13 protein-coding genes and 1 pseudogene are annotated in these 25,266 nt (G+C 68.5%); 7 read left to right on the top strand and 7 right to left on the bottom strand.

All coding sequences use genetic code 11. The features are described from left to right. Positions 1-1,151: 1,151 nt before the first annotated feature. Entirely contained in the window at positions 1,152-1,415 is a 264-nt protein-coding gene (locus ACFV1L_RS29640; protein ID WP_380371539.1) for a hypothetical protein, read from the bottom strand. Between the two features lie 253 nt (positions 1,416-1,668). On the opposite strand from ACFV1L_RS29640, the gene ACFV1L_RS29645 reads away from it, so the two are divergent. Together ACFV1L_RS29645 and ACFV1L_RS29650 are read left to right on the top strand one after the other, a co-directional pair. Beyond that, positions 1,669-2,955, top strand: coding sequence for a pentapeptide repeat-containing protein (locus ACFV1L_RS29645; protein WP_380371542.1), 1,287 nt, complete (start codon positions 1,669-1,671; stop codon positions 2,953-2,955). Between the two features lie 298 nt (positions 2,956-3,253). After that, complete coding sequence (locus ACFV1L_RS29650) at positions 3,254-5,878, top strand: ATP/GTP-binding protein (RefSeq protein ID WP_380371544.1); 2,625 nt, start codon at positions 3,254-3,256, stop codon at positions 5,876-5,878. A gap of 42 nt (positions 5,879-5,920) precedes the next feature. On the opposite strand, the gene ACFV1L_RS29655 is transcribed toward ACFV1L_RS29650, so the two are convergent. From ACFV1L_RS29655 to ACFV1L_RS29675, 5 genes are all read right to left on the bottom strand, one after another. Then, entirely contained in the window at positions 5,921-6,388 is a 468-nt protein-coding gene (locus tag ACFV1L_RS29655; RefSeq protein WP_380371547.1) for a hypothetical protein, read from the bottom strand. 259 nt (positions 6,389-6,647) lie between these two features. Next, entirely contained in the window at positions 6,648-6,920 is a 273-nt protein-coding gene (locus tag ACFV1L_RS29660; protein WP_380371549.1) for a hypothetical protein, read from the bottom strand. Positions 6,921-7,267: 347 nt separating this feature from the next. Beyond that, entirely contained in the window at positions 7,268-7,702 is a 435-nt protein-coding gene (locus tag ACFV1L_RS29665) for a hypothetical protein (protein WP_380371550.1), read from the bottom strand. A 614-nt stretch (positions 7,703-8,316) separates the two neighbouring features. Next, entirely contained in the window at positions 8,317-8,607 is a 291-nt protein-coding gene (locus ACFV1L_RS29670) for a hypothetical protein (RefSeq protein ID WP_380371551.1), read from the bottom strand. Positions 8,608-8,690: 83 nt separating this feature from the next. Then, positions 8,691-12,983, bottom strand: coding sequence for a LamG-like jellyroll fold domain-containing protein (locus tag ACFV1L_RS29675; RefSeq protein ID WP_380371553.1), 4,293 nt, complete (start codon positions 12,981-12,983; stop codon positions 8,691-8,693). 662 nt (positions 12,984-13,645) lie between these two features. Here ACFV1L_RS29675 and ACFV1L_RS29680 point away from each other — a divergent pair. Then, positions 13,646-20,689: a polymorphic toxin-type HINT domain-containing protein gene (locus tag ACFV1L_RS29680; RefSeq protein ID WP_380371555.1), complete on the top strand. Its 7,044-nt coding sequence runs from the start codon at positions 13,646-13,648 to the stop codon at positions 20,687-20,689. Between the two features lie 125 nt (positions 20,690-20,814). Then, on the top strand, positions 20,815-21,111 hold the full coding sequence (locus tag ACFV1L_RS29685) for a hypothetical protein (protein ID WP_380371557.1): 297 nt from the start codon (positions 20,815-20,817) through the stop codon (positions 21,109-21,111). Positions 21,112-21,452: 341 nt separating this feature from the next. Here ACFV1L_RS29685 and ACFV1L_RS29690 read toward each other — a convergent pair. Then, positions 21,453-21,955: pseudogene (locus tag ACFV1L_RS29690) on the bottom strand (site-specific integrase); the annotation flags it as partial. Between the two features lie 68 nt (positions 21,956-22,023). Here ACFV1L_RS29690 and ACFV1L_RS29695 point away from each other — a divergent pair. The 3 genes from ACFV1L_RS29695 to ACFV1L_RS29705 all read left to right on the top strand — a co-directional run bounded on the left by ACFV1L_RS29695 (position 22,024) and on the right by ACFV1L_RS29705 (position 24,985). Next, positions 22,024-22,470, top strand: a complete 447-nt coding sequence (locus ACFV1L_RS29695) for a hypothetical protein (RefSeq protein WP_380371558.1) — start codon at positions 22,024-22,026, stop codon at positions 22,468-22,470. Positions 22,471-22,814: 344 nt separating this feature from the next. Then, on the top strand, positions 22,815-23,897 hold the full coding sequence (locus ACFV1L_RS29700; RefSeq protein ID WP_380371561.1) for a ParA family protein: 1,083 nt from the start codon (positions 22,815-22,817) through the stop codon (positions 23,895-23,897). Then, on the top strand, positions 23,894-24,985 hold the full coding sequence (locus ACFV1L_RS29705) for a ParB/RepB/Spo0J family partition protein (protein ID WP_380371563.1): 1,092 nt from the start codon (positions 23,894-23,896) through the stop codon (positions 24,983-24,985). The genes ACFV1L_RS29700 and ACFV1L_RS29705 overlap by 4 nt, the downstream gene beginning before the upstream one ends. Positions 24,986-25,266: the final 281 nt, after the last annotated feature.

The raw sequence follows: 25,266 nt of genomic DNA on the forward strand, positions 1-25,266 counted from the left end.
GTCGCTCGAAGCCGCGATCCGTTAAAACACCAGGTCAGAGGCCCGACAGTCGCCGTTCAGCGACTGAAGCGACTGAAGGTCGGGTGTATGAACGCGTACGCGCGCACGCAAATGTCGCCATATGCCCAACTCAGAGTCGCTTCAGTCGCTGACCTGCCCTGATCACGCCTCTGACCTGCAAAAACAGGCAGCGACCAAGGCCAGCGACCGAAGCGACCGATGCCCACCTCGGTCGCTCCGACACCGCACAGCGACCGAAGCGACCCAACCCCGAAACAAGACCAACCAACAGACGCGCCGGGCGTGTCGACCGGAGGCGACACCAACACGCCACTGCACTGGCAAGCGACCGAGGGCAGCAGCCAGCGACCGAAGAACTTCGGTCGCTGACACCAGGCGCTCGACAAAGAAGCAGGCCAGAGGGCTTGATCCGGAAAACAGCGACTGAAGCGACTGAAGGTCGGGTGTATGAACGCGTACGCGCGCACGCAAATGTCGCCATATGCCCAACTCAGAGTCGCTTCAGTCGCTGACCTGCCCCGATCACGCCTCTGACCTGCAAAAACAGGCAGCGACCAAGGCCAGCGACCGAAGCGACTCAAACAACAGCCTCACAACGAAGAGCTCGATCTCACCGGCTTCAGCGGCCCGAGAAGCAGTCCTCGTCTACATCTGCCGTCGTGACCCCCGCCACGAACCCTGGGTCGCCGTCGAATAGGGCGCGCCAAGGCGGCGGAGAGGTGAAGGAGGCCGATTCAGGTCGCGCTTCGCCCCCAGGCCGCGCCCGCTTCCCGTCCCGGCGCGCGCGGGGTAGGAGCAGTTCGAGGGCCGATTCCGGGGACCCGGACCGGGCTATGTCGTCGATGGAAACTAAGGCAGAGAGGTTCTTCTCGCACTGGCCAAGGAGGGGCGCCCACGGGCTCGGAGCCCAGTGATGATCACGATCGTTAGTCGGTGACAGCGCGCCGCCCGGCCTGTTCACAGGTCCATGGGAGGTCCGAAGTCCTCTGGTCAACATCGACTTGCCCTGAACACGTCCGAGTGCTTTCGCATGTGCGGCAACGTGTCTGGCCGGTCGGCGGCGGAGCTACCGCGATCGTGTAGTGCTGAGAGGGTGCCATCCGATTCGGTGCCCGGTCGGTTCTGAGAGCTCATGATGGCCAACCCTTCCCAGACCGGTTCAGCACCAGCACCGCACCCTGCACCCCGCCCCGGGCGCCCCTGGAGGCGCTCGACCCGTCGGTCTTCTCCCGCGTGCTGGAGAGAGCACGCGCCGACCGTCGGCTGCCTTCCGAGCGGATCTGCTCGCTGTACCAGGCCGCGACGGCCTCGATCTTCTCCGCGACGGCGGCGGCACCGTCCCCGGCCTCGTCCAAGTCGGCGGTGAGCGGATCAGGAAGTACGGGTTCGTGCACGGGAGAGCCGCCTCGGTGTCAGGCTGCGCCGGCCCTTCCGGCGCAGCCCGAGCCTACGGTTCGTCACCGGTGCCGGCCGGGGCTGTCGGTGCTCCGTCGATCACCATGCTCGCTCCACAGGCAAGGCGGCGCTCGCGCGGTTCTTGCCGCATCCTCCGCCGATCGTCGGACGCTGCTGCGCCTCCTCCTGAACGGGGCTCAAGATTCGCTCAAGTCGGTTTTGCCGCCGCCTGCTTCGCGCACTCATGAGGGCATGGAGCCCCACAGCGACTTCTTCGATATCCGTGCCCGGGACGCGATCCGCTGGTTGATCGCCGACCGATGGTATGCCGCTCTTGGAAGGATCAAGCGAGGGCGGAGGCGGTTCCCCGCGCTGGCCTCGGCAGGGTGCGTGCTCCTGGCGGCTGCGGTCCTGTGGCATTGGGGGGGCACGTGGTGGCGGATGCTGGTGCCCATGGCGCGACCGGAGTGGGATGGCTTGCCGGCCGATCTGCGTGCCCAGGCCGAAGGGCAGTTCAGGCTCTTCGCCGTGCAGGCCACCGCGGCGATCGGCGGTGTGGTGGCGCTCGCCTACACCGCCCGCAACTACCGGCTGTCTCGACGCGGCCAGATGACAGACCGGCTGGTGAAAGCTCTGGAGCGGCTGGGGTCGGCCGAAGAGTACATCCGGTTGGGCGGCGTGCTCGCACTGGAGCAGATCGCCCACGACGCCCCGGACCAGGCGCAGCACATCGTCCAGATCCTGCAGGCATTCGTTCGCAGGCACGCCCCGCGTGCCGCCTTCCGGAAGCCCGAGGAAGGAGGCGGGGAAGCGCCCTCTCCTGAGCAGAGCGTGCTCCCCGAAGTACCGGCGTCGGATGTTCAGGCCGCCCTGACCTTGATGACCCGCCCATTCCTCGCACGCCGTCCCCGGCTCGTCCCGGAGCTCATCGAGTCCGACGGCGACGTCCTGGGCGCACCGAACCTGAACGGTCTCCACCTTCAAGGAGCCGACCTCTCGGGAGCCTGGCTCAAAGGGGCCCAGCTGGACGGTACCAACCTCACGAGAGCCCGGTTGGACTCCGCCAATCTGTCCCTCGCCTCTCTATCAGACGCCCGGCTTCAGCTGGCTTCGCTCGGGAAGGCCAGCCTCGCACGGGCCAAGCTGTTCGACGCCGATCTCGAGTCCGCCAGGATGGATGGCACCGACTGCACCAAGGCCTCCTTCATCGGCGCCAACCTCACAAGGGCAACCCTCCGGGCCGACCTCACGGGTGCCTTCTTCCACGAAGCCAATCTGAAAGGAGCGGAGCTGGGGGACACGGATCTGACGAAGTGCCACAGCCTGACGGCCGAACAACTCGCCGCGGCAAAGCTGACCCAGGCGACACGGCTTCACGCTCACATCGCCGACGATCCACGGATCCGTGAAGCCATCGCGAACGATCAAGCCGCGAAAGCCGAGTTGCAGACGCGCCTCCGGCTCAGGCAGGCCGCACCTCTCGAGAATCCGGACGCATCGGCCGCCCCGCATCCCACCCCTGGCGAAGAGCCCACCTGATCCCGCCGAGAGACTTCCAGGACATAGGTTGATGCCCTGTCAGGCCGGGTCCGGAAGGGGCGGGCTGTGGCGGGTCGGGATCTGCGGGCGCTGTTCGGGTCGAACGAGCGGGTGGGCACGGACGAAGCGTTCACCAACCGGGAGCGGCAGTGGGCGCAGGTCTCCGCCGCGATCTCGGAGCACCTGGGGGCGGATCGCCGCGCCGGGCTTCGACGTCCAGGACCTGGAGGCGGCCCGGCGCAACGTGCTGGTGTTCCACGGGAACGGCGGGATCGGGAAGTCGACGCTGTCGCGGAAAGTGGAAGCCGCACTCGGCGGGGCACCGGGGCGGCCGGCGCAGTGGGGCGAGCCGTCGTGGCCGCAGGCGCCGGTACTGCTGCCGGTGCGGATCGACCTGGCCCGGTCGGCGGGGATGGACTTCGAGCACCTGGTGCTGACGCTGCGCATGGCGTTCGCCGACCTGGACCGGGCGACGCCGGCGTTCGACCTGGCGCTGCTGCGGTACTGGGGGCACAACCACCCCGGGGAGAGCCTGGAGGAGTACCTGCGCCGGGCCGGGCTGGTGCACCGGCTGGCGAAGGCGCTGCCCGGCCAGCTGCAGGGAGCGCTGTCGAAGGCCGCGGAGGAGCTGGCCCTGCCGGGGGCGGTGGGCTCGGCGGTCGGACAGGTCACCACCGCGGTGGTGCGCGCGGTCCGTGAACGCCGTACTGCAGCCCGGGCGCTCGCCGGCTGCTCCCGGCTCGCCGACCTGCTGGAGGCGGAGCCGGACCTGGACGCGCTGTCGTTTTACCCGCACCTGCTCGCCTACGAACTCGACCGGCTCCCGGCGAAGAAGAAGGTCGCGCCCGTCGTGCTGCTCGACACCTTCGAGGACGTCGGCGACCGCACCCACCGCGACCTGGAACGCCTGATCCAGCGGGTGATGTGGCTGATGCCCAACGCCCTGTTCGTCGTCACCGGCCGCAGCCGACTCCAATGGGCCGACCCCGCGCTCCAGGGACAGCTCGACTGCACCGGACCCACCGCCTGGCCGCAGCTCGCCGCCCACCTCCCCCGTCCCCGCACCAGCCCTGCCGCCGTCCACGGCACCGACGCGGCGGACCACGGCCGGGCCCCCGACGCCGACGGCGTGGACGGCGGCCAGGCGGTCGAGGCCGACGGCGTGGACGGCGGCCAGGCGGTCGAGGCCGACCGGCAGGTGCTGATCGGCGATTTCAGCCCGGAGGACCGCGACGACTACCTCGCCCGCCGCCTCACCCACCCCGACGGCCGGCCGCTCATCGAACCCGAGCTGCGCGCCGTCATCGCGGAACGCTCCCACGGCCTCCCGCTGTACCTCGACCTCGCCGTCCAGCGCTTCCTGGAGATCCGCCGTACCCGTGCCCCCGAGCCGGCCGACCTGGACCACGACTTCCCCGCGCTGCTCGCCCGCACCCTGCAGGACCTCACCGAGCCCGAACGCCACGTCCTGCGCGCCGCCTGCCTGCTGGACGCCTTCGACATCCCCCTCGTGACCGCCGCCGGCCTTCCCCGCGAAGCCCCGGCCCGCCGGCTGGTCGAGAGGCCGCTGGTCCTGGAACACCCGGCCGGGCTGTGGCCCTACCACCTCCACGGCGTGGTCCGCTCCACCCTGCGCCACGCCGACGACCGCACCGACGACAGCTGGAGCGAACAGGACTGGCACGCCGCCGCCCAGCGCGCCTTCACCGCGATCGGCAACCGCTGGACCACCAGCGCCCACACCGACGCCGGTGCGAACGGCGCGACTGGCACCGCCGGCACGGGCCCGGGCGGCCGGGATGTGCTCGTCGCGTGCCTGCGCCAGGGCCTGCGCCTGGCCCGCGACCACCGCCTCGACCTCGACTGGCTCACCGAGGCCGCCTGGGCCTACATCGGCGACTCCGTGTGGGAGCCCCTCGCCCCGCCCGCACCGGCCCCGGCCCCGTCGCCGTCGCCGAGCACCGCGCCGCCCCGGGACGGCGACGCCGCAGCCGAGCCGACGCCCGCCGACATGCTGGTCGAGACGCTCTCCGCGCTCACCCGCCGCCAGCACGAACACCGCGCCCGCACCGTCCAGCGCCTCGCCGCCGTCGTCGACAGCCGCCTGCTGCCCGAGGACCTGCACCTGATGGCCCTCTACTACCTCGCCAAGGCCCAACGCGACCTCGGCCACCGCGCCGACTCCCGCCACGGCATGCAGACCGTCGCCGACAGCGCCAGCCGCCTCGCCCCGGCCGCCCGCCGGGGCCTGGTCCACCTCCTGCGCCTGGCCGGCGACTTCCCCGCCGCCCAACAAGCCGCCCAGCACCTCGGCTGGAAGGGACGGCAGCACCGCGTCGAGGGCGACCTCCACTGGCCGCACGGCGACATGGCCACCGCCGCCGCCTCCTACCTCGCCGCCCGCACCCAGGCCGAACAGCACGCCGTCGCTGGCGAAGCCGCCACCTGCCAGGCCCAGCACGCATTCGTCCTCGCCTTCACCGACCCGCAGGCGGCAGACGACGAGATCGACCTCGCCGAGCAACTCCTCACCGGACTCGACCTGCGCGCCACCACCCTCACCGTCCGCACCGCCCATCTCCTGCGCGACGCCGGCGCCGACAACCTCGACCAGCGCATCGATGCGCTGCGCACCGACACGCGTGCCTCCGGCATCACCGCCGCCCAGGCCGCCGTCGAACTCGCCGCCGCCTTCCACTGCGCCGTCCGCAGCGACGGTGCCGGACACGCCGCCGCCGTCACCCGCCTACGCGAAGTCGCCCGCGGAGGCGACTACTCCTACTACACCGACATCGCCCACTACATGGCCGGCCTGACGCCCGGCAGCCCCTCGACCGCCCGGTGGAACGACGCCGAACACACCGTCCGCACCCGATGGCACACGCTGGTCACCGACCGGCAGCAACACCTCGCCGCGCCATAGCGGCCTGCCATCCGGCGACCGACGCCCGTCCCACCCCGTCCGTTACGGCGCGGGCGTGGCGAGGGTGTCGTCGATCAGCACCTCCGGCGCCGGGTCGGAGGCGGACCGTGCGGGCTTGATGCCGTCCAGCGCTGTCCCAATGGCCTCGTAGACCCTCGCCGACGACTCCTTCTTGTAGTCGCCGTCGAGCCAACCGGGGTGGGCGTTTTCGTCGAGCTCCTTCATGTAGGTGATGACCTGCGTCCCGGTCAGGTTGACGCGGACCAGGCCGCGAGCACCGCGGTCCCCGTCCAACTCGTCGATGCCCACCTTGTCGAGGGAGCTGTACGGCTTCGTATCGCTCCACAGGCTCTTCGGCATCAGCAGCGAGATGTTGGCGATCCCCGCTGCCTTGGTTAGTCGCGCGTCCTGCGAGGCCGGTGTGTGCGTCTGCAGGCCACAGGCGGTGAGGAGGAGGGAGCAGACGGCAAGCGCGCCCAGGCGCAGCGGGACCCGAGTAGTGGTGATCACGCGGACATGATCGCGGTCGAGGCAGCGAAATCCGCGTCTTCCCCATCAAGATCACCGGAAAGAGGATCGCCCGGTTTCCCACGTTGACGGATCGTTTCTCGGCGCGGGCGGCCGGGCTGCCGGAGCGGCGGGCGGTGGCGGCCGACGGGGCCGCGACACGCACCATCGCGTCGTACGGCTACACCCCCCGACCGGCACGACCCGTAGCCCGTGCCCAGCCCGGGGTATGCCCGCTCCCCGCGCACGCCCGCCCGCGTCGCTACGGGGTGTCGCCCGCCCAGTCCCACCGTCGCGGGTCGTCGGGGCGCGGCTCGTAGTGGGCGCGGCCCCCGCCACCGTAGTGGCCGAGCTCGGTGATCAGCGCGGCACCGCATTCGAGCATGTCCGCTTCCCAGCCGGTGACGTCCAGCAGCAGCCCGTCCAGCGGACCGCCCACCAGCTCCCGGTAGTCGTGGCCCGGGCGCGGACCCGGATCGTTGTGCTCGGCGCCGTACACCCGGCCGCGCAGCAGCTGCTCGTCATACTCGCCCACCAGGCCAGCGTGGCACCTCCGACCGACAGCGCGCGCAACCGGCGCCACCGGTAGGCGGCATCCGTCATCGCGACCGACAGCACCGGCACGGCGGCCGCGGACGCGGCCGGACTGTGACGGCGGCGACCGGGCAGAGGCGCGCTCCGGCCGGGGCCGCCAAGGGCAGCCAGCGCACTTCCGTGGCCGAGCAGCGCGGCGGCCGGCTCCTCTCCGTCGGCGACCAGGCCGCCGGGCAGCGGGTGCTGTGCGTCACCGGGCCGGTGACAGCGCGGATCACACACACCCGGCTGTCGGGGTCGACGAGCACCGCGCACGCCCGCACCGGGATCGCGGCGGGCGGCGCGGGGTCAGTCCTTGTCGGGTCGGCCGAGGCTCCAGCCACCGACTGCGGCAATCGGTCCGCGCCACAGCGCCAGGGTGTGCCTGGTGCGGCCGGCCTGGTGGGTGACGTCGCGCAGGTGCAGAAAACGCTGGTCGATCTCGCGTCGGCGGCGCCCCGTGTCCGCGGCGGAGTCGAGATGGCCGACGGCGTCGCGGACGATGCGGCGCAGCGTGTCGTCCTGGTCGCCGAGTTGACGCAGGTACAGGCGCTCCCACGTGTCGGTGGAGATCACCGTTCCGGTGACGAGCGCGCCGTCCAAGACCAGGGTGACGGTGATGTCGCGGGCGGCGACGTCCTCGTGCTCGACGCCCAGGCGCAGGATCTCCAGGTGCGGGTCGACACGGCTGTCCTTCTGCAGCAGCATCCGCAGGGCCAGCGGTACCGCGTCTCGCCACGACATGCTGCTGCTCCCCTGTGTCTCTGCCGGTGGTTGGTTCTCCACGGTAGGTGGGCGGGGGTCGGGATGTGAGGCGTTTCCCGTAGCGATCGGCTCGTGGGTGATAGCGCCGCGGCGGGATGTTGTCCGCGGGGAGATATGTGCGGCTGGGTGGGGGCTTCGGGGGGCTGAGAGCGGCGTCCATCGGTGGGGAGGACGTCCCGTGGGTCTCCGGGCAACGGGTAGACCGGACTTGGGGTGGAGGGCCTCGATGAGGGCCATGTGGCTGTCGTCGTCCAGCACTGGCCGGAGGGCGGTGGCCTGTTGGCCGCAGTCGCGACCAGGGCACAGCGAGGTTCTCGGCGGAATGACGTTCGATGCGGTGCGACGGTGCCCTGCGTGTTGGTCGTGGTCAACACGCAGGCACCGTCGCAGCGTTAAGTGCCGTGGTCCTGGTTGGCTGTTTTCGACCCCGCGCGGGTGTGGTTCCCGCGGATTGGTTGTGCAGTTCCGGTAGTACGGGAGGAGCAGGAGCGGCCAGCGGCTAAGCGGCCGCTGGTCACGGTGCGAGGTCTCCTGGCGCCTGTGAGCGCGGGGCCGATGTGCTGGCCTACCCAGGCGCGTTCGAGCCGGCGGGACTATCCGATCGCCGCGTTGAGGGCGAGCGCGACTATGAACCAGAGGACGGCCGCGGCAAGGTCGACGCCGATCATGGCGAGGGCCTTGGTAGGCGTGGACAGTTCCTTCTTGGCGACCTTGATGTTGGCCAGTGCGGCGCCTGCTCCAATGGCTGCGCCGATGGCACCGAGGAGGAAGGCCAGGGCGAGGCCGAGGGGGAGGAAGGTGAGGAGGAACTGCCAGCCGTTCATGCCGGCGAGGGGGCCGCCGACTGCGCTGTCCTTGTTGAGCTGGGTGGGCTGCTTGGGCATGGGATTCCTTGGGGTTGGAGTCTGATGGGTGGGTGAAGGGCCCGCCGAGCCTGTTTCGTCCGGCGGGCCTGGTCGCAGTGGGTTCAGGGGTTGGGGTTGTAGGTCTTGGAGTCCCAGGCGAGGGTTCCGGACGGCTTGTAGATGACGAAGTTGCAGTCGTCCTGGATCTTGGCGACGGCACCGGGGTTTCCGGCTGTGGCGGAGTTCCAGAGGGAGTTCGCGCTGTTGCCGGGAGTGGTGAAGGTCGGGTCGGGCTTGTAGACGACGAGGTTGCCGTCGGTCTGCATGGTGGCCCAGGCGCCCGGGTTGCCGTTGGTGCCTGTGGCCCAGAGGGCTTTTCCGGTGAGGGTGTTCTGGATGTTGAGGGCGTAGAGGACGAGATTTCCGTCCGGTTGCATGACCAGCATGGTGTGGGCGGAGTAGACGGTGTCGCCGGGGCGGAGGATGCTGCCGCCGGTGAGGGTAGTGGGGAGGGTGTCGACGAAGTTGCTGACAGAGACGTCGGCGACGGCGCCCTTGAAGTAGTTGCTGTTGGCGTTGCCGCCCCGGTACCGGCCGATGACGAGCTTGCCGGTGGCCGGGATGGTCGTGTTGTGGGTGCCGAAGGCGGCGGGGGCGCCGTTGACGAACAGGACCATCTGCTTGGTGGTGGCGTTGAAGGTCGCGGTCAGCTTGGTCCAGGCGCCGGGCTGGACGCGGCCGGCGGAGTTGACAGCTTCTGTGGCGTCGTAGGGCCAGCCGCTCGCGGTGTCGGCGGTGGCCATGGCGAACTTCCAGTAGGCGACGCCGTTGACCAGGCTGGGCCAGATCATGAAGTTGCTGGTGCCGGTGCCGTCCTGGCTGACGACGACGCCTTCGGTGAGCTGGTCGGCGCGGGCCCAGGCGCTCACGGTGAACGACTGCTGGGTGTTGACCTGCAGGGTCGTGTCGATCTCGCCGTTGTTGCCGGTGCTGTTGAGCAGTGCGGCGTTGGCTGGCTCGGCCCGGCCGGTGGAGATCCAGCTGACGTCGCCCGTGACGGTGCCGTTGTTGCGGCCGATGGCGTCGTTGGCGTTGTCGGCGAGCGGGTAGCGGGCGAGCGGCGGACGCAGGTCGCCGACCGTGTTGACGCCGGTGAAGCCGGTCACCACACCGGGGTGGCCGGTGGCGTCGCCGATCTTGCCGGGCCAGACGGTGAGCTGGCTGGCCGAGTTCTGCGCGTACAGGTCCGGAATGCCGTCGCCGGTGAGGTCACCGACCGAGCCGACCGTCGGGTAGGCGGCGGGGTCGATGCCGCTCCCGATGACGGTCCCCTTGGTGGGGTCCGCGAGCGCGGAGTAGTCGATGGCGCAGTTGTTGGCCGGGTTCCTGGTGATCGGGTAGGAGAGGATCTTTCCGGTGCTGCGCTCGCGGGTCCACAGAGTGGCTTGCTTGGTGGTCGTCGTGGTTCCGGCGGCGTTGGTGCAGGTGGTGGTGCCGTTGGCGGGGCCGGGGCCGATCAGGTCGTAGTTGCTCCAGTCGAGGTTGGAGATCTGGGTGTCCTTGGGCGCGAGCAGCTTGATGCTGTTGCTCCCGGGGGAGAACAGCCAGAGCTTTTTGCCGATCACCGCGATCAGGTAGGTCCTGGCGGGCGTGGCGGTGACTTCGTCGTCGACGGATCCGACGGCGAGGATCTGGGTGGCGTTGCTCCAGTCGGTGCCGAGCTCTGCCGGGCAGGTGATGGTGAGGCCGTTGGCGTCGGTGCAGGTGACCACGCCCTGGGTGGGGGTGCCGTTGAGAAAGAACGAGGTACGGGTGGCAAATCCAGTGGTTGAGTTCAGGTACAGGTACATGCGCGGGTCGCCCGCCGGGTGGGCGATCAGGTCATCGAGGTAGACGCCGCCGCGCAGGGAGCCGTGGTGGGTGATCTGGACGCCCTGCCAGTTGCCGGTCGGCGAGTCAACCGCGGATCCGGCGAGCCAGCCCGCGTGGGCGGGATCGATGGTGTTCTGGACGACACGGAGGTTGCCGGTGTTGTCCGGCAGAAGGATGTCAGGGCGTCGGTCGCCAGTGATGTCGCCGTAGATGACGCCCTGGGATGCGGACCACGGGGCGTAGAAGCTGTAGGCGTACGGCTGGCTGTAGTTGCCGGCGTTGTCCTGGGCTTGCATATAGAGGACGTTGGTGCCCCAGCGGGGCGGGGTGTAGCTGTAAGCGGCGCTGCCGTCGGTGCCGGGCAGTAGGACGCCGGTGTCGTTGCAGTGCCAGCCGGTCACCGGGCTGGGGTCGGTGCTGACCCGGAAGCAGGCGGGGCCGGAGGCGGTGCCGCCGGCGGGGGCGGGGTCGGAGCCGGTGATGGTGAACGAGCCGGCGGTGCCGACGACCTTGGTCGGGTTCGGGGAGCCGGAGGGGGGGAAGTCGGTGGAGCTGACGTTCACGCTGGGCGGTGTCTTGTCGACGCGCAACCAGCAGGGGCCGGAGTTCGGGGAGGTGAGCAGGCCGTCGTTGGCGTTTGCCCACCAGCGGTACTGATGACCGTCGGCCAGAGCGGAGCCCGGCACGTTGACGTAGCCGTCACCCCACGCAGGTGCCGGGGTGGACCAGACACCGGGGAAGGTGTTGTCTGTCTCGTCCCAGAGGGCGAAGTTGTCGGTGAGGTTCTGTCCGACCGGCGACCACTGGCTCAGGCCCAACGTAAGGTTCTGGGTAGCGCCGATCCAGCCGGGGGTGTTGCTGCCGTAGCAGTCGCCACCGGCCGGCTTGCCCTTGCCGTCGCTGTTGGCGAAGCCGGGGGACGGGGTGCTGCGGGGCCACCACGAGCTGGGCGTGATGTCGTAATTGGTGGTGATGGAGACGTTGCTCCGGATGTGGTGGCGGTAGAGCTTGTTGTTCTCGTCGCTGGGCGCGATGCCGACGGTCCAGTCACCCCACTTCTGGGACGCGGCCTGCTGCATCTGCGCGGTCACGTTGAAGGAGATCGTGCCGGTTCCGGTGATCGGCGCGGAGGAGTCTGCGACCTTGGTGCAGCCGCCGAAGATGGCGCTGCCGTTGCACGGCTGGTTGTTCCATGTCGTGTTGGCGTCGATGGTCCCGGTCCAGTACAGGCCGAACGAGGTGCTGGTGGTCGGGGAGGACGCGTCGGTGACGTTCACGAGCATCGTGGAGTCGTAGACGGTCGGTGGGGCCGGGGCGCCGCTGGGCTGGGTGTAGATCTCGGGTGCGATCCCGACTCTGATGTAGGCGCGCTCACGGCCGTAGCCGGGACAGGGGTTGGAGCCGCTGCTGTAGCCGCAGTAGCCGACGCCGAGGTCCTGGTCGGCGGTGCTGAAGTACTTGGCGTCGCGGAGGTACTCCTGGACCTGGGTGGCGGCGGCTGCCCTGCTGACGCCGCCGATGGTCGGGTCCAGGTACCACGGGCCGGTGCCCTTGCCGAAGGTGGCGGCATCCGGAATCAGGTCGATTCCGGCGCTGGTTGCCTGCACGGCGATGGGGGCGGTGACCGCGGTATCGCCGGGGCCCGCGACGCTCGACTCCGAAGTGGACAGGACGTTCTGCGTGGTGGCTGTCAGGGAGCGCGGCGCCGTGTCGGTTCCGCTGGGGGCCGACTGCGCGACGGGCACGACGGTGGAGTCCCACTGCAGTGGGGTGGGCGCCTGGAAGCGCACCTTGCCGGCGGTGTCCTTGAAGCTGATGTTGCCGGCCTGGTCGGTCTCCAGCGTCAGGCCGGTGAGGGATACCGGGAAGTGCAGCGTCTTCAGGCGCGGATCGGCGGCCGCGGCCGCGGTGTTGACCACGATGACGTCCCGCCACCCCCCGTTGCTGAGCGCGGTGACGCGCAGGTCGACATCCGGTAGCACATTGGAGTAGATCGCCGTGTCGCCGGAGAGAGTCGGGGCCGGCAGTGTGAACGGCGCGGTGACGGCCAGTTTGGCGCCATCGGCGGCGGTGATGGTGGCGACCGGACCGGAGCCGCCGCCCGACAGTGAGAGCGAGTCCAGGGTGACGACCGGACTGATCGTGCCGTTCGCGTTCCGGTGCAGCGTCGGGTCGAGGTCCGCCCAGCCGTCTGCCCGCGCGGTGCGGACGGCCAGTGAGTTGTCGGTGGTGGTGAGCGTGCCGTTGGGGTTCGCCACCGTCCTTGACGACTCGGTCGTCATCGGCGCGACCACCACTGGCTGACCGGTGGACTTGGCCAGCTTGCGGGCGTCCAGGATCGCCTGTTGTTCGGGCGTGATAGCCGGTGCCTGTGACGGCGAGGCGGACGGGGATGCTGTGGACGTGTCCGCGTGGGCCGCTGGGATGCCGAGCAGGCCAAGGCTGAGTGCGCCGGTCGCGGCCAGGGCCACCAGCCGGTGCAGATTTCTCGTGCGGGGCTTCGCTAGCCGTCCGGTGTGCGGGGTGGAACTTCGGTTGGACATGGATCGGGCTCAAATCTCTGCGAGGACCGTATGTGAGCGTTCCAGATGCTTGCCGGAGAGTGGGGCCATGTGAAATTTCCATGTCCGGAAATGTCCCCACCAAGCCGTTAGATCCTTGATAACGATCCAATGACGGCGAAACGCCCGCATCTGCCGCCCCCTTGAATCGTTACAGGTGAATGCCCTGACGCCGACCAGAGGGCGGCTGCCTGCAATGCTCGACAGCGGCGCCAATGACGCCCCCTGGGATCCCCCGGCCGGCTCGAACAGCTCGGGTCGACTTGCTCAACTGGACCCATGCGGGCATACCGTGACATGGCGTCAGCACCAAATGTAAAGCTTTGGCAAACCCTTGAATCTGTGTCCGTTTTCCACCGTTCCGACCTTTTGGGGATCTTTAGCATCTCCACGATGCGCACCCGACTGCGCATTGGCGCGTGCACATATGCACGCGCGGAGTTCTTGGACAACTGGAGACATCTGTGAGGGTTTGGCGCGCGAAGACGCCAGCAGGGCGATGGCTATGGGGAAGGCATCGATGGCTGGGAGTTTCCACCCTGTTGTCGGTGCTGATGACTCTGCTGGCGATACCGTCTGTCGAAGCATGGGCAGCCACTGACGGATGGATACCCAAAGCTGCGTGGGACAGCGGTCTGACGCCGGTGAGCGGCACTGATCTGGTGCTCGCGAAGGCCGATCCGCCGCCCTTCCCGGTGCCCAGCGACTGGAAGCCCTCCGACCACATGACTGCCGTGGCGAGCGGCAGCGCCGAGGTGACCATCGGGTCCGGATCGGCCGCGGCGAAGGATGCTGCTGCGGCGACGGGCGGAGCGTCGCCCTCCTCCGGCGGCCGGGGTCTGGTGAAGGCCGGCTCGTTGCCGGTTCTGCTGGGAGTGGGCAGCGGCGAATCCTCAGCCCCTCACTCGATGAAGGTCGAGGTGGTCGACGAGGCCAAGGGCAGGGCGGCCGGCGTGGCAGGCCCGCTCGTCACCCTCACCGGCAACCCCGACTCCGCCGCTGCGGCGGGCCGAAAGGTGGCCGTCGCACTCGACCTGAAGGCATGGCCGGCGGCCCTGTGGGCGGACCGCGCCCTGCTGGTCGCACTGCCCGCCTGTGCGCTGACCAGCCCCGACAAGCCCGAGTGCCGAACCCAGACGCGGGTCGACAGCAGGGTCGACGTCACCTCCGGCCGGCTCACTGCCGACGTCACCCTCCCGGCCACCTCACCGGCGACAGGCAAGACCGTCACCAGCGGTCAGGCCTCGACCGGAGCGCTCGCACCGACGGTTCTGGCCCTGACCGCCGGCTCCTCAGGCGCCAGCGGCTCGTTCGCGGCGACCTCCCTGTCGCCGTCGGCGGCCTGGGGTGCGGGTTCGAACATGGGCAACTTCACCTACTCGTACCCCGTCCAGGTTCCCGCGGGCATCGCCGGCGCGGCGCCGACCGTGTCCCTGTCCTACGACTCGTCGGCCGTGGACGGGAAGACCTCCGGGGTGAACTCGCAGTCCTCTTGGATCGGTGACGGCTGGGCTTACGAGCCCGGCTTCGTCGAGCGGTCCTACCAGTCGTGTTCGAAGGACGGCATCGCCGGCTCCAGCGATCTCTGCTGGGGCGGCCAGAACGCCACCCTCTCACTGGCCGGGCACTCGGGTGCCCTCGTCCGGGACGACGCGCAGGGCGTGTGGCACCTGCAAGGTGACGACGGCACGCAGGTCGAGCTGCTGACGGGTGCCCCCAACGGGCTCAACAACGGCGAGTACTGGAAGGTCACCATCGCCGACGGCACCCAGTACTGGTTCGGCCAGAACCACCTCCCGGGCGGTGACGGCACCGATCCGGCGACGAACTCGGCCTGGTCCGAGCCGGTGTACTCGCCCAACAGCGGCGACCCCTGCTACAACTCCGCCACCGGCAAGGGTTCCTGGTGCGCCATGGGGTGGCGCTGGAACCTCGACTACGTGGTGGACACCCACCAGAACCTGATCAGCTACACCTACGTCACCGAAGGCAACAACTACAGCCGCGGCGCCGGCCAGAACAGCGGCACCGGCACGCTCACCCCGTACATCCGCGGCGGCCAGGTGAAGGAAATCGCCTACGGCCAGCGCCTGTCCGAGCAGACCGCCGCCCACGGCACGCTCAAGCCCGGCGCCAAGGTGGCCTTCACCACGGCCGAGCGCTGCCTTCCGTCGGGAACGATCACCTGCGACCCCTCCCAGCGCACCGCCGCGAACGCCGCCTACTGGCCTGACGTCCCGCTGGACCAGCTGTGCACGACCAGCTGCACCAATGCCGGGCCGTCCTTCTTCACCACCAAGCGCCTGACCGGGATCTCCACCCAGGTGCTGGTCGGGACCGGCTACCGCACGGTCGACACCTGGACCCTGAACCACTCCTTCCCCGACCCCGGTGACAGCACCAAGCCCTCGCTGTGGCTGGCCTCCATCCAGCGCACCGGCACCAACGGGCAGGCCGAGGCCAAGCTCCCCGCCGTGTCCTTCACCGCGCGTGAACTCGACAACCGGGTCGATGGCCTGGTCCCTGCTCAGCCGGCCTTCAAGCGCCCGCGCATCCAGCAGATCACCACCGAGACCGGCGGCCAGATCCTGGTGTACTACTCCTCCCCGGAGTGCTCGCGGGTCAACAACCGCATGCCGTCCTCCGAGGACGGCAACACGATGGCCTGCATGCCCGTCCACTGGTACCTGCCGGGCTCGTCCTCGCCGGACCCGGTGAACGACTGGTTCAACAAGTACCTGGTCACCAGCGTGGCTGAGAAGGACGCCGTCACCGGCGCCTCGATGACCAAGAAGACCGCCTACACCTACAACGGCGGCGCGGCCTGGCACCGCAACGACGCCGAGTGGACCGACCCGAAGACCCGCACCTGGGACGGATTCCGCGGCTACCAGTCGGTGGACACAGTTCTCGGCAGCGGCAACACGGGCGAAGCGCCCAAGACCCAGCAACGCGTGACCTTCCTGCGCGGCATGGACGGCGACGTGCTCGCCAACGGCACCCCGCGCAGTGTGAGCGTCACCAGCCCGCTCGGCGGAAGCGTCACCGACAGCAACTGGCTGAGCGGCTCACCGATCGCCACCGAGTTCTACGACCAGGCCGGCGGCCAGGTCGTCAGTATGAGCGGCACCACCAGCAGCGGCCAACGCGTCACCGCGACGCACAAGCAGTCCGGCGGCATGCCCGACCTCGTGGCCCGCTACCCCGCCGACCAGGTCACCACGGTGGCCAAGAGCAAGCTTGCCGACGGCAGTTGGCGGACCACCACGAAGATCGCCACCAGCGACCCCGCGCACGCCAACCGCGAACTGCAGATCGACGACAAGGGCGACGGCACCGCTGCCACCCCGGAGATCTGCACCACCACGAAATACGCCACCAGCAGCAACACCGCGCTGGTGACCCTGGTGAGCGAGAAGAAGTCCGTCGTCGGCCCCTGCGGGACAACGGCGAACTCCTCCAACACTGTCGGCAACACCCGCACTCTCTACGACTCCAAGCCGTTCGGCCAGGCCGGCACTCTCGCCGAGCCGACCAGTGCCCAGACGCTGGACCACTACGACGCCTCCGGCAACCCGGTGTACGTCAACACCGCCACCACCGGCTTCGACGTGTACGGCCGCCCGGTGTCCAACACGCAGGGCGACGGCTCCACCTACGACGTGGACGGCAACCAGCTGACCGGACGCGACCCGGCAGCGTTCGCCGCCAAGTCCACCGTCGCATTCACCCCGGCCACCGGGGCAATACCCACCAAGGTCACCTCGACCGGCCCGAAGGGGTGGACCTCCACCGTCGACCAGGATCCCGGGCGCAACCTGCCGCTGGTCTCCACCGACGCCAACGGCCGCATCACCACACAGCAGTACGACGGCCTCGGCCGCCTGACCGCCGTGTGGATCCCGGGCCGCGCGACCAATCTGTCCCCCAACAACAAGTTCTCCTACGCGGTCAACGGCGTCACAGCGCCCTCGGTCGTGACCTCGCAGAGCATCAACGAGAGCGAGAAATACCTCACCACCACCCAGCTCTACGACGGCCTCGGCCGGCTCCGGCAGACCCAGAGCAACGCGCTGACGACGATGGCCGGACGCTTCCTCACCGACACTGTGTACGACTCGCACGGGTGGGTGACCAAGACATCCGGCGCTTACTACAACACCACCGCCACCCCGAACGGCACGGTCTTCGTAGCGAACGACAGCCAGGTGCCTGCGCAGACCTGGAACACCTACGACGGCATGGGCCGGGTCACCAAGTCGGCCTTCATGGCCTACGCCCAACCACAGTGGTCGACCACCACCGCCTACCCCGGAGCGGACCGCGTCGATGTGACGCCCCCTCAAGGCGGCACACCGACCACCACCTACACCGACGCGCGCGGACGCACCACGGCGCTGTGGCAGTACCGCGGCTCCGCCGTGACCGGCAACGCCGCCGACGCAGACGTCACCACGTATGCGTACACCCCGGCCGGCCAGCCCGCCTCGCGCACTGACAGCCAGGGCAACACCTGGAGCTACGGCTACGATCTGCGCGGCCGGCAGACCTCGGTCACCGACCCCGACACGGGTACCACCCGTAGCACGTACGACGTCAACTCCCAGGTGGCCTCTACTACAGACGCCAAGGGCAACACGCTCGCCTACAACTACGACCTGCTCGGCCGCAAGACCGGCATGTACGCGGGCAGCATCGCCCCGGCCAACCAACTGGCCGGCTGGACCTACGACACCGTCGCCGGAGCCAAGGGCCAACCGGCCTCCTCCACCCGCTATGTAGGCGGCGCCACGGGCAACGCCTACACCCAGGCGATCACCGAATACGACACCAACTACCGGGTCACGGGCAGCAGCGTCACCATCCCCTCCAACGAAGGAGCCCTCGCCGGTACATACACCACCACGAACCACTACACCTCCATTCTCGGGCTGTTGCATTACACCAACCTGCCCGCGATGGGCGGCCTGCCCGCCGAGGAAGTCGACTACGGCTACAGCGACAACGGCCTTCTGGTGGGCTCCGCCGGCCTGAGCACACTGGTGACCGACGTCCAGCACGACGGCCTCGGCCGAACGGTCCGGACCATCCTGGGAGATCCCAACACCCAGGTCGCATCCACCCAGATGTACGATCCGTCGACCGGGCGCGTGACCAAGTCGACCCTCGAGCGCCAGACCGGAACCACCGAGCTGGACGTCACCAGCTACACCTACAACCCCGCCGGCCGCATCACCTCTGTCAGCGACATCCAGAGCGCCACGGCAACCGACACCCAGTGCTTCACGTACGACTACCTGGGACGGCTCACCAACGCCTGGACCGACACCGCCGGCACCAAGACCGCCGCGATGCCCTCCGTCCCCGGCATCGGCGGCTGCATCAACGCCACCGGCCCCGCCATGACCGGCACCCCGGCCAAGCCCAGCGTCGGCGGCCCCTCGCCGTACTGGCAGACCTACGACTACGACCCGACTGGCAACCGCAAGACCCTGATCCAGCACGACGTCACCGGAAACACCGCCAAGGACGTCACCACCACCCAGACCTTCGGCGCGCCGAAGTCCGTCAACACCCCCACCACCGCCCCGAACACCGGCGGAGGCACCGGCGGCCCGCACGGCCTGCAGAGCGCCTCCACCAAGTCGGCGTCCGGAACCGTCGCGACGTCCTACCAGTACGACGCGATCGGCAACACCACCTCGATCACCGAAACCAGCGGCACCACCACGCTCACCTGGAACGGCGAGGACAAACTCGAATCGGTCACCAAGACCGGCGAAGCCAAGGGCACTTCCTACCTGTACGACGCCGACGGCAACCAGCTCATCCGCCGCAACCCCGGCAAGACCACCCTCAACCTCGGCTCCGACGAACTGACCCTGGACACCGCCACCGGCTCCATGTCGGACGTCCGCTACTACAGCGCGCCCGGCGGCCTCACCATCACCCGCGTCACCGGACCCACCGGCGGCGGAACCCTGGTCTACCAGGCCTCCGACCCGCACGGCACCAGCAGCGTCCAGATCAACACCGACGCCGGCCAGTCCGTCACCCGCAGGCCCGTCGACCCGTTCGGCAACCCCCGCGGCACCCAACCCGCACCGGGCACCTGGTCCGGCGACAAGGGCTTCGTCGGCGGCACCCTCGACACCACCACCGGCCTCACCAACCTCGGAGCCCGCGAGTACGACCCCGTCCACGGCCGCTTCATCAACCCCGACCCACTCCTCGACGCAGCCAACCCCCAGCAATGGAACGGCTACGCCTACAGCAACAACGACCCCGTCAACAGCTCCGACCCCTCCGGACTGATGACCAACGCCTACTCCGGATCGGTCTGGAACCTTGACAGCGAGCCGGTCTACCAGAGCGAGACCCCGGCCACAACCGACAGCAACGGCAACGGCAGTGGTGGAAACACCGGAAACGGCCGAAACACCAAGAAGTGCGGGGGTGGCTGGTCCGGTTTCACCTGCCACATAAGCAACGGCGCGAAGCGAGTCCAGAACTTCACCACCGACCACCCCGTCGTCCGCGCAGTGGTGGTGCTGGCCGTCGAGATCGGCGCCGGCGCCATGTGCTACACCGGCGGCGTCGCCGGAGCCATCGCAACCGGCGGCGCAAGCGCAGTAGCAGCAGCCGTCGGCTGCGCCGCGGCGGTCGGAGCACTCGGAGCCGGCGTCAACAACATGCTCGACGGCAACGCCGACCACTCAGTGGGAGGCCTCCTCAAAGACGAGCTGACCGGCGCAGCAATCGCCGTGACAGCCGAGACCGGCCTCGCGCTCGCAGCCCCGGTGCTCAAGAAGGCCGGAGGCGAGGCACTCGAAAAGGTCGGCGATTGGCTCGCGTCAAAGCAGTCAAAGCCAAAGCCGCCGTGCAGTAACAGTTTCCCCGCCGGAACCATGGTTCTGCTCGCCGATGGAACCACCACCAAGCCGATCGACCAACTGACCACCGACGACACCGTCACCGCCACCGACCCCGCAACGGGCACCACACAACCCGAACCGGTCACGGCGACCATCATTGGCCACAACGACACCGAGTTCACCGAACTCACCCTCACCACCCAGTCCCAGACCACGACCATCGTCTCCACCCAGCACCACCCTTACTGGGACGTCACCACCAACCGCTGGGCCGACGCCGGCGACCTCAAACCCGGCGACCAAGTCCTCTCCACCAATGACACAACCGCCACGATCGAAGCCGTACGCACCTACCGGACCGAACCGCAGACCGCCTACAACCTCACCATCTCCGACCTTCACACGTACTATGTGCTGGCAGGAGCCACTCCGGTCCTGGTCCATAACTGCGACCCTCGGCCGGACTTCAATTCTAATCAGTCTGCTGGCGCTCACTATGCAAAGCACGTCAAGGGCGTTGATTTCAGAATTAAGAAGGGCGCTCCGCGCGAGCCGAGGGCAGTGGACCCTGACATGCCCGAGTTCGATGGCCCCGGTGGTCGTGCGGCCTATCGTGAGGCTGCGCGTGATTTCATGGCCGGTGATGGTCCGGATGGTTCAATCAGCGTGACTACTGCCAGTGGAGGCATGCATCGCTTCGATCCGACTACCGGGTACTACGGATACCTTAATAGTGGTGGGACCATCTCCACGTTCTTCCGCCCTGATGACGGACTGTCGTACTTCCGTCGTTCTGCGATGAGCTATCGCTAAAGAAGGTGAGTCTGCCATTGGAGGCCGAGTTGTCGTTCGTTAGCCTTTTCAGAGATGCCCTTCGAAGCTCGGGTCGGCGCCACCCGGAGACTCCGGGGCGTGCACTTGAAGCGTGGTCCGATTTCGTGGAAGACTGTCAAGAGGGATATTCCGCAACTCTCTTTGAGTACTGGAACGACCTGTCAGTGAGAGGCTTCCTGCAGACCGTAATCGAAAGCCTGGGTGCTGAAGGTGCCCCCGAAGCCGCATGGTTCATCGCAGAGGTTGCTGAAATTGACCTTCGCTTCAAGAACCTAATTGAAGGAGGGTTTGATATCTCTGGACGTTGGGGCTGGTGGGAGCAGAAAATTCCGAGATTCTCGGGTGAGAATATGGCGAGAGACGTAAGGGATCAGTTCGGATTTGAGATGGAAGTGCTCTAGCGCTTGACGAGTCCGCGCTGCTTGCATTGGTGGCGCAGTAGTTAAGGATTAGCGTTTTTTTGCTGGCCCATGGCCCCGCCGGATTAGCACCTTCGGCGGGGCCCCTGGGCTATCTGACGGCAACGTCAGCGGACGGGTGCCGCACAAAGCCGCTAGAGCCTTCAGGGAGTGGTAACCCGCCTGTAGCCATGTATCAGGAGGGCAGTGTTGAGGTTCGCGCGCGATGGGATGCGTTTAGTGATTTCCTGACGGTCCGGAAGCCCCGTCAGATTCAACTCTGACGGGGCTTCTTGGGTGTCTGACGGCAGGGGTGACGGCAACGTCAGCGGACGGGTTCTTACACTTGACGGGTCGTCAGGGCTCGCGGTGGCTCGGAGGGCGTTGCCGAGGGTGTCGATGGCTTGGCGCTGGAGGCGGAGTCGGACGGTGGCGGTGACGCCGATGTGGGCGTGTCCGAGGAGTTCCTTGATCACGCCGAGTTCGACGCCCTGTTCGAGGAGCAGGGTTGCGGCGGTGTGCCTGAGATTGTGAAACCGGATGCGGCGGAGCCTGGCCGCCTGGCATAGCGCGGTGACGTGCTGGTCAGTGTGGACAGGTCGGCAGGCGAACCGTCGGGCGCGGTGAAGACGAAGCCGCTCTCCGTTCAGCCCGCGCCGGCAGTCTCCCGCTCCTGGTCCTGCCGTTCGCGATGGCGCTTGAGTGCGGGGACGCACTCGGCAGGAAGAGGCGATGCGCCGTTCCGAGCCGACGGTCTTGGTGGGCAGGCAGTGAGGCCGCCGGTGGGGGTCCGCTGGAGCGTGCGGCGGATGCTGGCGGTGCCGCCTTCCAGGTCGAGATCGTCCCAGCTGTGCAGCGCCATGCTTACATCTATCGTTCATTGGCATTACGTGTAAGCGCGGCTACGCTGCGGGGGTGGAGATCCGTATCATCGACCCCTCGCCGGAGGAACTGGAGCTACTGGCCCCGTTCCTCGAGCGCCACCGCGACTGCATCGTCGTTGACAGCGCGCCGGTGCGGTGGACCGTCGAGACTGCCCGCGCCTACTACCGGCAGCTTCCTCCTCGCGCCCGGGATGTCCTGCGGCTGCTCGCCGCCCCCGGGCATGACGGCGTGCGCGGTGCCGATGAGTTGCGTGCCGAGTTGGGGGCCTCAAACCTGCGCGGCTTCACCGGCTCGTTCCGCCCCATCCTCGCCGAGGGCGAGCGCGCGGGGCGCTGGCCTGCCGGCCTCCCCATGCCGGTCGAATCGATCAAGCGCGGCGGTGCCGTCACCTCCTTTCAGATCACCAATCACACCGACCACCCGGACTTGCTCGACGTCTTCAAGGCGGCCGTCGCCGACCAGGCGTCCGTGGACTGACGGGAAGCCAGGCCCGGGGCCTATGGGCGCTGGTCTGCACGATCCCCTGCCCGTCGACGAGGTGCTTGCATGCCGCCTCGTCGAGGGGCAGGCCCGTCTTCCGGGTCCGAACCGGACGTGCACCGGGTCCGAACCGGACGTGCACCGGCGGCGTCAGCGACGGTGTGCGCCACGCCGATTCGGGCCCGGATGCATCAAAACCCCTCTGACGCCACTATGGTGACGTCATGGCATCTCCATACTCCGATGGAGAGCGGGAAAAGGTTGCGTCGAAGCTTCCGCCGACTCTCCGCCAAGCGCTGAAGACCCGGGCCGCCCAGCTCGGCATCGACATGCAGGTAGCGGTGACTGAAGCAGTCCAGCGGTGGCTCGCCCGCGAGGTCGGCCAGGACGCGACCGTGGACACCTCCGGCGCCGACAGCTTCAACACCTGGCTGCCCGCCGGCATGTACGACACCTTCAAGTCCGAGTGCACCGCGCGCGACATCTCCTTCGTCCAGGGCCTCGCCCAGGCGATCCGCTCCTGGATCGACTCGCACGCTGCGCCGCTGTCGGATCTGGCGATCCCGCGCCAGGTCCGGCGGTTCATCGTCTGCAATCAGAAGGGGGGCGTCGGCAAGACGACTGTTGCCGCAGGCCTTGCTCAGGCCATAGCGCTCGGTCTGCCGGCGACCACCGGGGCGTCGAAGCTTCCGGCCATCCCCGGTCTGCGCACCCTGCTCGTGGACTACGACCCGCAGGGGCACCTCACCGAGCAGTTGGGCTGCAAGCAGATCGCGCCGGGCACCGAGAGCCTGGTGACGCACATGGTCGAACGCGAGCGCGTCGTCGGCTCCCTACTGGACCACGTCGTGCCGATCGCCCCCGAGTACTTCGAGGGCAGGCTGTTTCTACTCCCGTCGTCGTTCGAGGCGTTCCTGCTGGACTCGAAGCTCGGCGGTGTCCGCGGTCCCCGCGAAGCGCTCCTGCAGCGGGCCCTGGCTCCGCTCGAGGAGCACTTCGATGTCGTCGTCATCGACGCCCCGCCGAACCTCGGACTCGCGATGGACGCTGGCATCTACTACGCGCACCGCCGCAAGAACGAGGCCAGGGGCAACTCCGGCGTCGTCATCCCGGTCGAAGCCGAGGACTCCTCCGCGCACGCGTACATGATGCTCGAGAGCCAGATCAACACGGTCTCCCTCGACTACGAGGTCGACATCGACCGCCTCGGCCTGGTCGTCAACAAGTACGACGTCCGCAAGGGCTTCGTCGTCGTCAACGCCCTGCAGCAGTGGGAAGGCCTCCAGGACCCGCCGGTTCTGAGCGTCCTGCCCGACCTGAAGGAGCAGCGTGAGGCGGTGCACCTGAAGCAGCCTCTGCTGCAGTACGCGCCGTCCTCCACCCAGGCGCAGCGCATGCGCGAGATCCGCAGGAGGCTCGGATGAGCATCGCGAAGAAGCTCGCCGGTGGCGGGTCCGCATTCGGCAATCTCACTGCGAGCAAGGGCGGTGACCTTGCGTCGGCAGAGGCCCGCAGTGAGGCGCTGGGGCGGCCCCGCAAGGCGTCGAGCGTCCCCTTGAAGGATGTCGTCTTCAATCCTCGCAACCATCGCAAGACGTACAGCGAGGCGGCGATCGACGAGACTGCGGCGAGCATGCGGGAGGGCGGCCAGATCACCGCCATCACCGTGGTGTCGCGGATGGCGTTCCTGGACGCCCATCCGGGGGTGTCCGAGGAACTCCTCGGTGACGCGTCCTTCGTTGCCCTCGACGGCAACCGCCGTCTGAGGGCCGCTGCCCGTGCCGGCCTGGAGCGGATCCGGGTCGATCTGCAGGACGACCTCGCGCCGACCGCTGCTGCGATGCTCGAAGCTGCGTTGATCGCCAACATCCACCGCGAGAACGTCCCTCCGGTGGAAGAGGCCGAGGCGATCAAGGAACTGCTCGACACGGTCTATGACGGAAACCAGGCCGCCGTGGCGCGCCGGCTCGGGAAGACCGCGGCGTGGGTCGGCCAGCGCTTGGCGCTCCTTCACCTCGAGCCTGAGGTGAAGGAGATGGTCGAGGCGAAGGAGATCGGTGTCAAGGATGCCCGCCGGCTCGGTGCGGCGGCTCGGGCCGGCACGCTGTCGGCCGACGAGCAGGTCGCTCAGGCCCGTGCGGCCCGTGACAAGCCGAAGACGACGGTGGCCCGGCCTCGGAACGAGGCTCGTGTAAACCCGGTTTACCCCACGGCCCCGACGAGCTCGTCCTCGGCGGTGTCGGACGACGGAGTAAACCCGGTTTACCCGGAGGGCCGGGCGGCAGGAGACTCGGCGTCTGCGGCTACTGCGGGTGGCGCGAGCACCTCGCACCACCCGGTCCCCGATGGTTCGCGGGTGCTGACCCTGGCGGTCGATCCTGCGGACCCGGAGGCGCTTGCCCGAAGCATCCACTCGGCGTTGACCTCCCGTCAGGCTGCTGCGGTCGCGCGAGCGCTGATCGAGCTCCTGGACTCCGCGCACAGTGCCGAGGCAGCGACGCAGGCGGTGTAAACCCGGTTTACTCCGCCCTGCCCGTACCTGGAGCTGCCTGGGCGGGCCCCGCACATGTAAACCGGGTTTACACCGACCTTCGGAAAACCGGCGGCAAGGGCGGGCGTCGAAGACTCAGCCGCCCCGTCCGGCGGCCCTTGCCGGGTACCGGATCGGATCGGCCAGTAGACATGGAGAGGCCCGGACCCAGCAATGGGTTCGGGCCTCTCTGCATCGGGCAGCAGTGAGGCGCGCGGCCGCGGCGAGCGCGGCCAAGGCGGCGATCGGGGTTCTGCGGCCCG

The sequence above is a fragment of the Kitasatospora sp. NPDC059646 genome (genome assembly GCF_042734615.1).
Lineage (GTDB): Bacteria > Actinomycetota > Actinomycetes > Streptomycetales > Streptomycetaceae > Kitasatospora.

What these genes read in the sequence shown, in the direction of transcription:
- ACFV1L_RS29645 (WP_380371542.1), top strand. Translation starts at nt 1,669, where the DNA reads ATGGAGCCCCACAGCGACTTCTTCGATATCCGTGCCCGGGACGCGATC.
- ACFV1L_RS29665 (WP_380371550.1), bottom strand. Translation starts at nt 7,702, where the DNA reads ATGTCGTGGCGAGACGCGGTACCGCTGGCCCTGCGGATGCTGCTGCAG.
- ACFV1L_RS29670 (WP_380371551.1), bottom strand. Translation starts at nt 8,607, where the DNA reads ATGCCCAAGCAGCCCACCCAGCTCAACAAGGACAGCGCAGTCGGCGGC.
- ACFV1L_RS29675 (WP_380371553.1), bottom strand. Translation starts at nt 12,983, where the DNA reads ATGTCCAACCGAAGTTCCACCCCGCACACCGGACGGCTAGCGAAGCCC.
- ACFV1L_RS29705 (WP_380371563.1), top strand. Translation starts at nt 23,894, where the DNA reads ATGAGCATCGCGAAGAAGCTCGCCGGTGGCGGGTCCGCATTCGGCAAT.